Annotated in this window: 6 protein-coding genes; all 6 read left to right on the forward strand. The window is 42.7% G+C overall.

The window, feature by feature from the left end:
* The first annotated feature begins 1,456 nt into the window (after positions 1-1,456).
* Positions 1,457-2,494 (forward strand): 6-phosphogluconolactonase, encoded by a 1,038-nt coding sequence (gene pgl / locus A359_RS00750; RefSeq protein ID WP_014887874.1) that lies wholly within the window; start codon positions 1,457-1,459, stop codon positions 2,492-2,494.
* A gap of 1,585 nt (positions 2,495-4,079) precedes the next feature.
* Positions 4,080-5,810: an arginine--tRNA ligase gene (gene argS, locus A359_RS00755; RefSeq protein WP_044104678.1), complete on the forward strand. Its 1,731-nt coding sequence runs from the start codon at positions 4,080-4,082 to the stop codon at positions 5,808-5,810.
* Positions 5,811-6,990: 1,180 nt separating this feature from the next.
* Positions 6,991-7,881: a UTP--glucose-1-phosphate uridylyltransferase GalU gene (gene galU, locus A359_RS00760; protein WP_407635080.1), complete on the forward strand. Its 891-nt coding sequence runs from the start codon at positions 6,991-6,993 to the stop codon at positions 7,879-7,881.
* A gap of 49 nt (positions 7,882-7,930) precedes the next feature.
* Positions 7,931-9,286 carry a UDP-glucose dehydrogenase family protein gene (locus A359_RS00765; protein WP_014887878.1) on the forward strand — a complete coding sequence of 452 codons (1,356 nt, stop codon included), beginning with the start codon at positions 7,931-7,933 and terminating at the stop codon, positions 9,284-9,286.
* 1 nt (position 9,287) lies between these two features.
* Complete coding sequence (locus tag A359_RS00770; protein ID WP_014887879.1) at positions 9,288-10,289, forward strand: NAD-dependent epimerase; 1,002 nt, start codon at positions 9,288-9,290, stop codon at positions 10,287-10,289.
* A 3,996-nt stretch (positions 10,290-14,285) separates the two neighbouring features.
* Positions 14,286-14,990 carry a ribonuclease T gene (gene rnt, locus A359_RS00780; RefSeq protein WP_014887883.1) on the forward strand — a complete coding sequence of 235 codons (705 nt, stop codon included), beginning with the start codon at positions 14,286-14,288 and terminating at the stop codon, positions 14,988-14,990.
* Positions 14,991-15,073 lie beyond the last annotated feature (83 nt).

A 15,073-nucleotide genomic window follows, 5' to 3' on the forward strand; every position in this document is an offset into this window, starting at 1 on the left:
CCGTTAGCTATGTCTTCTGCATTAATAAAAAACTCTTTTCTTCCAAAAAGAGATTATTAATTCGCTAATCAGATAGAAAAAGAAGAAGAGTGCTAATGATAAAATAGATATACAGTCTTTCAAAAAGAACTGCACAGGATGCTGACTCTGTTCATCAACAGGACTGATGCTGTATTCTCAGTGCACCGATTTACCTCTGCACTGTTTTACTATCATGTACCAAAATCTCCTATGTAAATAGCATTCCTGCTATGAGCAGCATTACCTTCTTCTGCGCTAAAAGCAGAAGAAGGTAATGCTTAGTAATTTACTCAAGACTCGGAATTTTGCTATATCAGTTACTAAGCTTCGGTCGTCACTTACTGTTTTGTTCCTAGGTATCATTCTTACTTATAGCACGCAGCTGATGACTTTTAACCGTGGGGAAGGTTAGTTAATATTTTTCTGCTATAGCAGTGGAGTAAGTAACTTGATTTTACTTTTCATTGAAGAAATCAGCCCTAGTCGCAGTAAAGGTTTATCGGTAGCGTTATTAATCGATGCTTCCAAGATTTTAGCAGATTTTTTATCAAATCTCACATAACTAATATATTACCAAAATTACTATATAATATATTGGGTAAAAATAACTTTTTCCCTAGCGACACACTACGATAAGATCATGTCTATGATATAATTTTCGCTTCCCGACACCATACGACCCGACTTGTTATCTTCCTTCACCACAAGATGCAAATGCAATCCTATTCAGGATTTAATAAAAAATTTTACCGCGTATGAGGCGGTGTATCCTGATATTGCCTATCTGTTCTCGCGTTCTCAAAACATCATCAGGCATCGGCCTGGCTGTTTAAGAAAAGACCCTCCGCTATCGGATGGAGACAAGGGAGGCATTGATCTACTCTGTTAGAGTATCGCATTGCTTAGGGCGCGAGCTATAAATTGGCTCGTTGGTATCTTTAAACTTTTTTCTTCTCCATAGAGATTGTATAGTTGAAATACACTATCATGGGGTGTGAGAGTCATAACTGAACAGTTGCTTTTTTCAATAAACAAGAGGTTCTGAAAAATTAACTTAGATCAGCATTGCGATCACATTCTTCCTGTATTGCACCACATAGAAGAGTAAAATTCTTTTATGAAGGCTGTGCAGAAAACACTTGCCATCATAGCGGTATCATTTTCTTCTACAGATTGACCTCATGCGTTTACGTTGCAGAGATCAATTTATTCACTGAATCGATATCATACAATCTATTTACTCAACAACTTTTCTGTAAGCTCGCCAGACGTCAGTAGAGTGATATTATCGGTAGATAAAAGGCGCGCTAAAAATGTAGATACTTATTTTTAATTTACTCATCAGTGAATTAACCTTAATTAGATTAAAAACCACATGGTAATGATAAAAGACAAATGAGAGCAATGATCGAAGTCATCGAAACAAGGAGAAAACATGCAGCACATTGTTTACGTTGCTAGCCCAGAAAGTCAGCAGATACACGTTTGGCATATGGACTGCCATGGGGCACTAACTTTGTTGCAAGTGATGGATACCCCCGGGCAGGGACAGCCGATGGCGATACATCCAGCGAACACGCATCTATATATTGGTGTACGACCGGATTTCGGCGTGATCAGCTACCGCATCGATGAGCAAGCATTACTGACCAAAGCCGGCATGGCGCCGTTACCAGGCAGTCCGACGCAACTAACGACCAATTTTCAGGGCACAATGCTTTATTGTGTTTCCTATACCGGCAACTGTCTCAGCGTTAGCCCCATCAATACACAAGGCGTCGTCAACGCTCCACAGCAAACGATACAAGGATTAACTAGTTGTCATTCCGCTAATGTTGATACCACTAATCAGTGGCTGTGGGTGCCTTGCTTGCATGAAGATCGCATTAGGCTTTATATGATTAGCGAGTCCGGCTATTTATCCCCTTTCAATCCCGCTGCGCTAGAAAGCACCCCGGGTACAGGGCCGCGTCATATGACGTTCCACCCCAGCGGTAATTACGCCTATGTAATCAACGAACTCAGCGGAACCGTTAATGTCATTGCTATTAACGCCATCAATTCAAATCCACGTATTGTGCAGACGGCGGACATGCTGGCTCGCAGCATCAGCGACACACGCTGGGCGGCGGATATTCACATTACTCCCGACGGCCGCTGGCTGTACTGTTGTGATCGCATTTCTAGCGTCATCAGCCGATTTGAAATTTCAGAGAACGGCAGCGCACTAACTTTGTTAGGCGCTCAGGAAACGGAAACTCAGCCGCGCGGTTTTAATATCGATAGCCAGGGGAGATTTTTGGTGGCTGCAGGCCAGAAGTCGCACCATATCGCAGTGTACGCTATCGATAGAAGACATGGAGGGCTCACGCCGCTGGCGCGCTATATGGTAGGGAAAGGGCCGATGTGGGTTTCTATTTTGGCGAAACAACAAGAACTCGCCTTTTATCCGGATTCTTCCTCTCGAGACTAGCGGGGATCTTCTGTCTCAGAAAGCGCTGGTTTCACTCGACCTCCAAGTGATGCAGAATGCAATACGCTATAATAAGCGATAATCGCCAGAAACTAGTCTAGTTATTACCGGAAGTAGTTAATTAAACATGATATGCTAAGAATATAGCGAATTTCATGAACGTGATCTATCCTTTTCAACTCGTAAATAACTATTTTTTTTAAAAATAGATTTTTAAAGCGGTGTAGGCTGGTGAAACTATTTTATACTATGAAAGGCGTTCTTCAGCATTCCTAACAGTCTATTCTCATAGAGCATCTTGATCATTGTCTCCAGAGCCCGCCTAACCGAGCGATAGGCTCTGGAGACTTCAATGACTACTAGCTAAGGTTGCTTTATAAAACCTGACTCAGAATATGCATCAGTGCTCAAGTTGAGATATAAATCGCAAAGATGCATAACTCTAGCTAAGATTAATATCTTTCCTTTCGGAAAGGGTCATCTAATTAATACGAAAGCAATTTCGCAAGATAGAACTCTGATATTAAATCAGTAAATTATTTTTTTACTGCGTGTTGACATGTTTATCCTGATTAGGAAGTATTTTTTACTGACTAGGACAGCATACGCGAAGCCTCTTGGTTATAGTTCCATCAGGATTGTAAACTGCCCTGTAAGCGCTGCAGTAACGCTACATTAATTCCTTTTTATCCTAAAAAAGAAAGCACACAATTGAGAATCAGCATGCGAGAAGAAGTGCATAATTCACCTACCTGGGGACAGTGCGTTATGACTGGTGCTGATTGTTTAAAAAGGCCAATTCCCGGTTTACAACACTGCCGCATCCTCATTGATATCAGTCTAGGTGACGATCATGTACAGGTAAGGTTGGGCAATTGCAATCTTTAAGGGGGCTTAACCGAATTACACGCTAAGGAATTCTACGTTCTATTTTTATCGCATGATAATAGCTTTACTGTTGACTAACACGTCAAAATCTGTAATATGTTTAAATGTTTCATGGATCGAAATAGTATTTAAATCCTTAACGAATACTAGCGAAACATCCGCCCCGAATCTCAAATTCTAGATTGCAATCTTAAGAGATTATAGCATAAACTACGTTAGTTATCGCTATAGTAAGAAAAAAATCTGGAATATTTTCCAAGCACCGCTGATATCGATAACAGCTGAAGCATGACATGACATGACTCTTACATAGAACGCCGTAGATTTCACTAAACCGCGCTAGGATGACATCAAGCTTTAGCATAGTTGTTTCTTAAAACCCTTCAGTGTTATCAATTAATCTAAGTCAAAATTAAAAAAATTGCAATCAATACAATATCTTGTGAAAAGAACGCAGTTACTTTTTTTAACGTTTTCATCATCCCGCCCCGCTATGCTGAATATCTATTACCTTGCATGCTCTGCGCTTTCATCTATACCATTCAAATCAAATAACTTCCGGCGCTGATATATGGTATAGTTTAGAGAACTATTTAAGCTAAATTACCGGGACGCCTTAGTTATGCTCGTCCTTGAATGTTGTCTAGGGACTATCGCCTCAATAACATCCTCTCTTTTATGGAATAAAGGTATTCCGGTGAACATCCATACATTTCTTTCTAAAAAAATTCAACTGGCGCTGGTGACTGCGGGAGCAAGTGCTAACTGCAAAGCACAAGTGCGGCATGCGGTAAAGCCAGAGTTTGGTCATTATCAGGTGAATGGTATTATGGCGATCGCCAAGCGTCTAGACTTACCTGCCCGCACGTTAGCCAAAAAGGTCATAGAATTAGTTCATTTAAAAGGCATCGCACGTAAATTTGTCATTGCCGGTCCCGGATTTATCAATATCTTTCTTGAGCCGAACTGGCTAGCCTACCGTCTCGCTAAGGCTCTATCCTCGCCGCGTTTAGGCATTGAAAGTGTCAAGAGGCAAACTATTGCCGTAGATTATTCGGCGCCAAATATTGCTAAAGAAATGCATGTTGGCCATCTGCGTTCGACCATCATAGGCGATGCCACAGTACGCACGCTGATGTTTTTAGGTCATAACGTGATAAAGATTAATCACGTGGGGGATTGGGGGACACAATTCGGGATGCTGATTGCTTATCTCGAACAAGTACAGGATCACGGAGAAGCAGCAATGCCACTCCCTAGTCTTGAAAGCTTTTATCGCTCGGCCAAACAGCACTATGATGCGGACCCCGATTTTGCTGAGCGAGCTCGCAGCTATGTGGTAAAGCTCCAGAGAGGCGATGCCTATTGCCGTCGAATATGGCGAAAGCTAGTAGATGTTACCATAGCGCAGAATCAGAAAATTTATGACCGGCTCAAAGTGCAACTTAAGAACGAAGACGTAATGGGAGAGAGCCTGTATAACGATATGCTACCTGATATCGTTGCGGATCTGAAGGCAAAAGGACTGGCAGTCGAAAGTGAAGGCGCTAGCGTAGTCTTCCTGGAAGAATTTAAGAATAAACATGGAGAACCCATGGGGGTCATTATTCAAAAAAAAGATGGCGCTTACCTCTACACTACTACCGATATCGCCTGTGCCAAATATCGCTATGAAACGCTGAAAGCCGATCGCATCATCTACTATATTGATTCACGCCAGCATCAACATTTGATGCAGGCCTGGACCATCGTGTACAAAGCTGGCTACGTACCTGCATCGGTACCGCTTGAGCATCATATGTTAGGCATGATGTTAGGCAAGGATGGAAGGCCTTTTAAAACCCGATCTGGTGGCGCAATCAAGCTCACGGCACTTCTAGATGAAGCTCTGGAACGTGCGCGGCGCCTGATATCTACTAAAAATCCCTCCATGACTGACGCTGAGTTGGATAGACTAGCACAAGTAGTCAGCATTGGGGCTGTGAAGTACGCTGATTTATCGAAAAATCGCACCACCGATTACGTGTTCGACTGGGATAGTATCTTAAGTTTTGAGGGTAATACTGCGCCCTACATTCAGTACGCTTATACCCGCGTTACCTCAATATTCAAGCGTAGCGGTCAGGACGAACAGCAGCTTACCGGTGATATACGGTTATTTTCCGAAAAAGAAACCCAGCTTGCTGTGCGTCTCTTGCAGTTTGAAGAAGCTGTTGGGGCAGTGGGGCGTGACGGCACTCCCCATGTGCTATGCGCCTATCTTTATGATCTAGCGGTACTGTTTTCTACTTTCTATGAACACTGTCCAATTCTTCATGTACAGAACGAGGAGACACGTGAAAGCCGTCTTAAACTATCCCTGCTCACAGCCCGCACTTTGAAGAAAGGACTAGATCTTTTAGGTATTGAGACGGTTACCCAGATGTAAGCGGGGGCGTGATGCCGTGTTCATAGAACCATCGACAGAGATTCTAGCGTTAGAGACGCCCTTTCTACGTGTTGTAAGGGATACCTGACTTATGGCTCATTCGGTAATCTGGTTAAGCTCTTTAATCATTGCCATTGTCTCATCTACCAGCTTATTATGCCTATAGAATTAAATGATCATTCAGCGCTATTCTGAAGCATCATAGCGCTATTCTAGCACTAATCTGCTCTCGTGATAACTCATATCTTTTTCCAGATACCATGACTGCTTCTCAGATACTCATCTTCGGCTGAAGATGAGGAAGATAATATCAAAAATTAATGAATATTACCACTCCTCCACAGAGGCATTAGCTGCTCTATTTTCTTCCTTAATAGCGCAAATTATGCCCGTTATGTGCTGTATCACACACCCCGCCAATCAAGTCCCTTCCGGGGGTTTTGTTATCGTGCTTTATCAAATCTAGCAGAGATTGAGCATTGAGCGTACTGTTGTGCGATTAATTCACACAGATCCCGTCATGTGTTGCATAGAGATCTTCTAGATAACTCTTACGAGTTACTATGGATTGTTCAAGAGCATGTCTTACGAGACTTCTCTTTTATATCTATTTCACGGCACATATTAAGACCATGACCATCAATAACTCAAGGGGGTCATGTCATTTTATTTGGATATTGTTATGCTGATATAGCATGTCTTTCCTCGCGACCTTCAAAACCAATGAGATGGCACATCTGGATAACTGTACTGATTAAGCGCGTCGTCTAAGAGAGGTCTACTCTATAGACGCATGAATAACTGACTCATACATCTATACTGAAAAATAATTTCGCCGTTTGAGGCACTGTTTATTAAATCGTTGATGAGTGTAAAGGTTTTCTTTACTACAGAGACTGGTTGCGAAATATAGCGCGTAAGGTGAGATGGTCATTACTTAAAAATAGAATTTTTACACAGCTGGTGTTACATTAAGAAAATGCACCAGCGCACTACGCTAATAGTAAAAAATCTATTTTCTGCAACAATTATTTCCTCACTATTAAATTATGGTCGTATTTTATATTTCACCTCCCATTCTTCTACAGGCTTATACTGATATAACTGATATCATCAACATTTGAAGATATTATATAGAGAAGATTTTTCTTAACAAGAGAGGGGTGTCATATCTGCTATTATGAAAAAAGTGAAAAAAGCAGTTATCCCGGTGGCAGGATTGGGTACACGCATGTTGCCGGCAACAAAAGCAATCCCGAAGGAAATGCTGCCTCTGGTAGATAAGCCTCTGATTCAGTACGTGGTTAATGAATGTATCGCAGCTGGTCTCAATGAGATCATACTGGTAACTCACTCGTCTAAAAATTCTATTGAAAATCATTTTGATACTAGTTTCGAACTAGAAGCGATGCTGGAAAAGCGCGTTAAACGTCAACTATTAGAGGAGATTCAAGCAATTTGTCCGCCTCATGTAACCATTATGCAAGTGCGTCAGGGCCTCTCCCAGGGTCTAGGGCATGCGGTCTTATGCGCACACCCGCTAGTGCGAAATGAGCCGGTTGCGGTGATCTTGCCCGACGTGATTATCGATGAATATGAGTCCAACTTGCAGACTGAAAATTTAGCGGGGATGCTAAAACGATTTGAAGATACCGGTCGCAGTCAAATTTTAGTTGAGGCAGTGAATGATGTCAGCAGCTATGGCGTAGTGGATTGCCACGGGAAGAACCTCAAGCCGGGTGAGAGCGTAAAGATGATTGGCGTCGTCGAAAAGCCAGCAGCTGGACAAGCGCCATCTAATTTATCGGTAGTTGGTCGTTATGTGCTGTCTGTCGATATTTGGGCGCTACTGAAAAAAACACAGCCTGGTTCCGGAAATGAAATTCAACTGACGGATGCTATTGCGATGCTAATAGAAACAGAAGCCGTTGAAGCGTACCGCCTGATAGGTCTCAGCCATGATTGCGGCAATAAGTTGGGCTATATGAAAACGTTCGTTGAGTATGGTCTTCGTCATAAAATATTTGGTAAAGAATTTAAAACTTGGTTAAAAGTTTCTATCAAAGAATAACGCGCTGCGGTTTTTTCGCTACACATTAACACTGACAGGATCTGCCAACATGAAAGTAACTGTTTTTGGTATCGGCTATGTCGGCTTGGTGCAGGCGGCGGTTTTAGCTGAAGCGGGGCACGTCGTGTTATGCGTCGACGTAGATGCACATAAAGTTAAAAATCTAAAAAAAGGCGTGATGCCTATTTTCGAGCCAGGGCTGACGCCGCTAGTACAGCAGAATTATAAAGCCGGTCGGCTGCAATTCACTACAGATGCGAAAGCGGGTGTCAATTATAGCGTTCTCCAGTGTATCGCAGTAGGCACGCCACCTGAGGCAGATGGTTCTGCAGATTTAAAATACGTGACCGAGGTAGTTCGCCATATCGCCAAGTACATGAACCATCATAAAGTGATTCTAAATAAATCTACTGTACCGGTGGGTACTGCAGATATTGTACGTTCGGTGATACAGAAAACGCTGAGAAATCGAAACAGTACGCTGACGTTCGATATCGTATCAAACCCTGAGTTTTTAAAAGAAGGGGCTGCGGTGAACGATTGTATGCGTCCTGAACGCATTGTGGTCGGGACAGACAATGCAGAAGTTGTGGCATTATTGCATGAGCTGTACGCGCCCTTCAATCGCAACCATGACCGGATGATCCTGATGGATATCCGTAGCGCCGAGCTGACAAAATACGCCGCCAACTGTATGCTGGCAACTAAAATTAGCTTTATGAATGAAATCGCTAATCTAGCAGAATTACTAGGTGCAGATGTGGAGAAAGTACGCCAGGGCATCGGATCGGACTCACGCATCGGTTATAGTTTTATTTACCCCGGCTGCGGCTACGGTGGATCTTGCTTCCCAAAAGACGTACAAGCACTTATTCGGACAGCCAAAAACATTGGTTACCAGCCTAAGCTACTTCAGGCTGTAGAGGACGTGAATGATTGCCAGAAAGATAAACTACCGGCTTTTATTCGACGCCATTTTGGCGACAATCTGAGCGATAAAACCTTTGCATTATGGGGGCTGTCGTTCAAACCCAATACCGACGATATGCGCGAAGCATCAAGCCGCGTGTTGATGGAATCGTTATGGCAGGCTTGCGCGACTATTCAGGCTTTCGATCCAGAAGCGATGAATGAAACGCATCGCATCTACGGCCACCGAGACGATCTGCAGTTGATGGCCACTAAAGAAGCTGTGCTATGTGGTGCTGATGCGCTGATCATTTGTACTGAATGGCAAAACTTCCGTGCACCGGATTTTGATGTCATTAAGGCGGCACTAAAACAACCGGTTATCTTTGATGGTCGTAACTTATATGATCCGGAACGCCTGGCCAGTCGTGGCTTTGTCTATTATGGCATTGGCCGCGGCGCGGCGATTGCGCCTCATGCATGCCTAAGAAATTAGAATGAAATTTTTAGTCACCGGGGCCGCCGGTTTTATTGGTTATCATGTCAGCAAGCGTCTTCTCGCTGATGGTCATCAGGTGAGTGGTCTTGACAACCTGAGCGCGTATTATGATGTATCATTAAAGCAAGCGCGTCTCGCAAGGCTGCAAGCCTATGAAGCCTTTATTTTTCATAAGATTGATTTGGTAGACCGCCGTGCCATAGCCAGCCTATTTACCGATGAAGGATTCGAAAGGGTAATCCACCTTGCTGGTCAAGTCGGCGTGCGATATTCTCTGGACAATCCCCTGGCCTACGGCGATGCCAACCTGATCGGACATCTTAATATTCTTGAGGGTTGCCGACATACGCAGGTAGGGCATCTGTTGTACGCGTCCTCCAGTTCGGTCTATGGTCTTAACCGCAAGCTGCCATTTTCAACATCTGACGCGGTAGACCATCCAATATCGCTATATGCAGCCACTAAAAAAGCCAATGAGCTTATGGCGCACACCTATGCGCACCTGTATCAGTTGCCAACAACAGGTATGCGATTTTTTACTGTCTACGGCCCGTGGGGTCGCCCGGATATGGCGTTGTTCAAATTCACTCATGCGATGCTTCGCGGCGAGCGTATAGACGTTTATAACAACGGGGTCATGTTACGTGACTTTACCTATATTGACGACATTGTCGAAGCTGTCATACGTCTACAGGACCTGATTCCGGTCCAGGATGCCTCCTGGACAGCGGAAACTGGCTCACCGGCATCGAGTTCTTCACCATATCGTGTCTACAATATTGGCAATAGTCAACCGGTCAAGCTGATAGACTATATTCAGGCACTTGAAGATGCCCTTGGTATCCAAGCAGAGAAAAATCTACTGCCACTGCAGCCAGGAGATATACTAGAAACTAGCGCGGATGCACTAGCGCTCTATCGCGCTATCGGTTTCAAACCACAGACTCCGCTTTCGGAGGGAGTAAAACAGTTCGTTGCATGGTATCGTGAGTATTACTAACGCTTATCGTATTTCTCTAACGCCTATCTACAAGGCAGGTATGGTTATTTCAAAAGACCTATTGTTAAAATCATTAGCCCTATATGAAGCTGATATAGAATTTTATGTGTGAGGTGTATTTAATAAACCTTCTCCCCATGTTCAATCGGTCATTCTTTATTAAATACCCAAGGTGCAGTTTAGTCTTCGGAAAACTCAACTATGCCTTAGCTGTGTTATATACGTTTAACTTTTGAGTGATTTATACATGACTGCAGTCATTTTAATGTAAGCCCTACTCTAGTGCATGGAACGTTTCCAACTAGACAGTGATTTTATGAGTTCATGATCAACTCTTTATTCAGTATAGCTTATGGGTCTGTTATTAGGGCGCTGACTTGGCTATTGATAAATATCATAAAGTGTATAACGTGCATATTGCGAAAAGGGCTATGCTAACACAATGCAACTGCGAAGCAATATGCCTCATGCCATCATTCTCTGAATGACTGTCATAATTAACATCATTGCGCCACCTGCGCATCATGCACTTGCGGACACATAGGGTGACTCAGAGTTATTCTAAACCGGAATAGGCGGCATTATTTTATTTCTCGATAGAGAATGATGCTAGTAGCCTTCATCCTGAACGCTTCAGTCAACGCTTGTTTTTATTTTCGGTAAGGATGCGGCAGCAAAACTGCTAGCGCCTTTTCTCCTGATGACACAACAATAAGATAACGCCGAACGGCTTCCGACAATCTGGACCTCCAGAGACCGTTCGGTTACTGTTGCAAAATATATCACTGTAAGCACCAGGGTTATGTATAATAAAGGGATGGAAATTGCAGCAAACAACAACCAGTAGACGCCAGAATTTATTTTTTCTACTAAGCATAGTATGGCGCATGAGCTGATATTTATGTGCAACGGTACTCAAGGCTGGTCTAAGTAAGCATTCTTCTTCTCTAATTGAAGCGCTGATACGTGCGGCTGAGAGCAGCCTTTCCTGTCTTACGTGGGATCCCGATGATGTTACCTGATGTTCGCCGGGCAGTAAAGTAAGTCTTATGACACAATTGCTCAATCGTTCATAATACGATGGAATACAGGTCAGCACGTAAAGCAAGAACCAATTAAAGCAACTTGATATAATGAATACAGAGGACTGCTTGAATAGCACAAAAAGCCTTCTAGAGGTTAGCTACATATCACTCCAACAGATTGTCTAAGCAACCTATACTTCGGCGGAAATCAATAATTAGCCTCCGGGGCCCTAAGACAACCCGCTCCATCGCCGTCGTGGTTCTATTTCATAACCTCGCCAGAATCAAGCATACGCATTAAGTATGCATGAGGTTGATAAATAAAATGTTTCTTATTATTGAAGAGTGTTTTGAAAAACAAAGACTGTACAAGGGGTTGGCCACGAGGAGAGCTGTTGTTACATTGCGCGAACGATATATTCGGAACTGCTTCAAAAGCAATAAGGTTAGACGCTTTAGCAGATTATTATCTTCCTCAATTAACTTCGCGCCACAGTCACTTAGGAGAAGATGACTAGACTACCTAGACGTCTGCTGCACCGAAGGGTGATTAAAGCTATCGAGCGCTTGTAAAATACTACTTCTTTTTCTAGGTGTAATTACTGTCATTCAAATATGAAATTTCAGCAGCATTAAAGAGTTTTTAAAAAATTTAAATTAAGGTTACTATTATCTCATCTCAAAACGATGTATTTAAAAGATATTTCATATGGAAAAAGGATTAAAAGTGCTATCTCGCCCACCTCCAATACCGCTATCAAGCAATCTAATTCTCTCAGATTATAAATGAATGACTCAGTCTTTTATTCATGACATAGATAATACTTCTTTGCGATAGCGTCACCACCTACTTTACCAGTCCGTCAGTGGTATTCCAGTAACCCGCTAATAATCGTATAGTCTTGGGCTGTTTACTAAGGATTTGAGAGGTTTTTGTTGACTGCATCGCTCTATTTATAACGCTGCTTTTTAAATGTCAACACTATTCTTTTCTTTTCTTGGGCATTCGAAAAAAGACAACTGACATCAGTATTAAATGATCAGCATGTTCATGAAAGGGCCCGTGAGGTCATGGATTGCATCGCTCTGAAAATTTTTCGTTCAGGAGACTGGGGGGTAGTCCGGTTGCATATGTCGAAAGATGCAAAGAACAGCGTAAACGCTATCCAGCAATAGACAATACATTACCTAAAATTATTTAGGCTGACTTACCGCACAGAAGGGCAACTGCTGTAAAAAAATCTACTAAAGGCAATAACGAAAACCACCCAAATATATTGGCAATTTAGGCTGACGGCACTGTTAATATATGTTAGTAGTAATATAACCTTACAACAGAAGAAACTCAGACGCTTTTCTTACTGCACCAAGGTTCAGAATATAACCTACTCCTGCGTATGAGTGTAATCACATGCTTGAGAAAAGGCATATATTTGTTAAATATGTATATTTATACTCTTGACTGAGTAAATTTCTGCATAGCCTGAACATACCATTATGAAGCAAGACCCCATAATAAAAGGGAACAAGAAAGATGATCAGCATAATCTACTAACAATGTATTAAAATAACAGCATGATTTTGTATCATTGAGCATATATAGAACGCATAAGGTTTTTTAATACAGAGGGAGAAAAACTCGACGGTAGGATTATGTTCAATTTCCCTACTGAAGACATCTTGTCTCGCCCGGCGACTGCGATGAAGCGAATGTTTTGGCGCTTATCCGACTAAAGCACCTGATTATATATTAATATCAAAGTAAGAACATAGTCTTAGATCCTTACTTATTCTTCTACATGCTGCGGATATGGCGTACTAGATAACGTAGTTGTTGTCAGTAGCATCGGTCTGAAAATATCTTTCCATGACGTCCGTAATAACCTCGTGGTTTTCTATCAATCATTTATGACACAACGCCTCTAGCTTACGAAAAAGCACACGACTGGTGATGATCATTTTGAAGTTTTCCTTTTACTTTCTAGATAAAGTCTGGCTCCCGGGCGCACAGTATTGTTGTGCTGATCCACTATATGTACCGATGATAACTGCGCATTTTTTCTATGACGGCGCTGCGCTAATTGCGGTGGCAGGAGTTACCTGGTGTATTTTTTTCGAACAACACTATACCGCTCCCTAATCATTGCATCATCTCAGTGTCATGTTTGCTTCAAGCTAGCTGACCTACATTATCCCATCCTGCTGCTCTTCTTAGAACTGATAGGAGCAGAAGGTCTTGTTATGCTTCAGATTGTTTATAAATAGCGAGTTCTGAAAAAACAGCACCCTAACAGTTTTCATGGGAGTATTAATAGCATTGTTTGATGATCCTGCATCATACCTGCATTTCTCAAGATCTGCTTTCCGTGTCGGGGAACAGCACTGGAAATGCACTATAGGACGCACGCCATGGCAGTTAAGATAGGGATCATTCGCAAATTGCAGCAGCATTCGGCCGCGCTGTACCCCCCTTATAGGTCTTTGTGTATATAGTGGCTTTATTGAAGCCTAAACCCATTTTTGCAGAAGTAACTATACCTGAAAAGAGAAAGTAAGCTATTATGGATCTGCAGTAAGTCGCGGACTTATTGTCCGGCGAAAAACACTTTCTGGGTGATTATTTTTATCTGGATGACTATAGTATGCAAGAAATGAGAAAACGAGACGTTCAAAAACAATGCAATCCCATTTCGTGCGGAACCGCTTCTTCAAAACGGTTATTAATTTAATAAAGACTGTTGGGAGTAAAAAAACTATTAAGCATAATCATCGCCTGCATTAATGCGCTGGCGAATAGAAAGTTAATATTATAGCAGCACGGTCAAAGTATAGGTCATTAGGGAGGAGAGACCACAGAAGAGACTCGCAGGATTATAGCTCTTTTATCCCGCTTCACAGGTATAACTCACCATGCAAGACCCACTAAAATTTGCCATAATAGCGGCTAACTTAGCTAAAAATAAGAATAAGCATGGCTGTAATAAAGGATCTTAACACTCTTCGGGCGCGCTTCCGGGGATTTTATCCCGTTGTGATTGATATAGAAACCTCGGGTTTCAATCCAAGAACCGATGCGTTGTTAGAAATCGCCGCTGTAACCCTGAAAATGGATAACGATGGCTGGTTGAATGCTGACAACACGCTACATTTCCATGTAGCGCCCTTTCCCGGCGCCCTGCTTAATCCCGAATCGCTGGCCTTTAACGGTATTGATCCGTACAACCCACTACGCAGTGCAGTGACTGAACATAAAGCTTTGCATGAAATATTTAAACTCGTACGTAAAGGAATTAAAGATCAGGACTGCAACCGCGCCATTATCGTCGCTCACAATGCTGCTTTTGATCACGTCTTTCTGATGGCCGCAACCGAGCGTGCTAGTCTAAAATGCAACCCTTTTCATCCCTTCACTACCTTTGATACTGCGGCACTAAGTGGCCTCGTACTGGGACAGACCGTGTTAGCTAAAGCCTGTGCTGCGACCGGCATCCCCTTTGACAGGAATCAAGCACATTCAGCACTATACGATACCGCACGTACGGCTAGTTTATTTTGTGAATTAGTCAACAGCTGGAAACGCCTGGGAGGCTGGCCGGTATCTACACCCCTAACGCGTGACATAAAAAATGATTCTATCGCTGATCAGGATCACTCTAACGCAGCTCTCAAAATGTAACCCTACTCATGCTGATAAGCGAGCTGTGTGGATCCCGTCATCGATAGACATGCGCGGCAACGATAACGCTTTTATGTCAAACC

It is taken from the genome of secondary endosymbiont of Ctenarytaina eucalypti, assembly GCF_000287335.1.
In the GTDB taxonomy this organism is placed as follows: Bacteria; Pseudomonadota; Gammaproteobacteria; order Enterobacterales; family Enterobacteriaceae.